We start from the raw sequence: 657 nt of genomic DNA on the forward strand, positions 1-657 counted from the left end.
AATCAATGTAAGAACATTTATATACACTCCAACGTAGAGTTTCTCGAAAGATACTTTGTGTTGGAGTGTTTTTAATTAGGTATGTGACATATTGGGGAATGCTTAGTATGTGAATAAGGTTAAGAGGGACGCAGTTGGATGCTACTGCACAACTGCATAAGAGAGCCTAAATCGCTAAAGCTCAAGGGGAGTAAAGGAATACAGTTGGCTTGCTTGCGCAGCAACTGCATAAGAGCCCCTAATTAATTTATTAATTAGGGGCTCTAAAAGGAGGGTGTAAATGTTAGGAACTGATGAATTGTATAAATTGTTATATAGGCATATGGGACCGCAAAATTGGTGGCCTGCTGATAATGACATTGAACTGATGTTAGGTGCAATTTTAGTTCAAAATACTAGATGGCGAAATGCAGAAATTGCATTGAATCAGATTAAAGAACATACGCATTTTAATCCCAATCATATATTAGAACTACCTATTGAAACGTTACAATCATTGATACATTCAAGTGGCTTTTATAAAAGTAAAACACTGACGATTAAAACATTATTAACATGGTTAGCACGACATCATTTCAATTATCAAGAGATTAATGAGCGATATAAAGGTGGATTAAGAAAAGAATTATTATCTTTGAAAGGTATTGGAAGTGAAAC

General features: G+C 34.6%; 1 pseudogene. It reads left to right on the forward strand.

Annotation, left to right across the window (positions count from 1 at the left end):
* Positions 1 to 280 precede the first annotated feature (280 nt).
* Positions 281 to 657: pseudogene (locus IDG60_RS19335) on the forward strand (endonuclease III domain-containing protein); the annotation flags it as partial.

This window comes from Staphylococcus sp. EG-SA-2 (assembly GCF_017152085.1).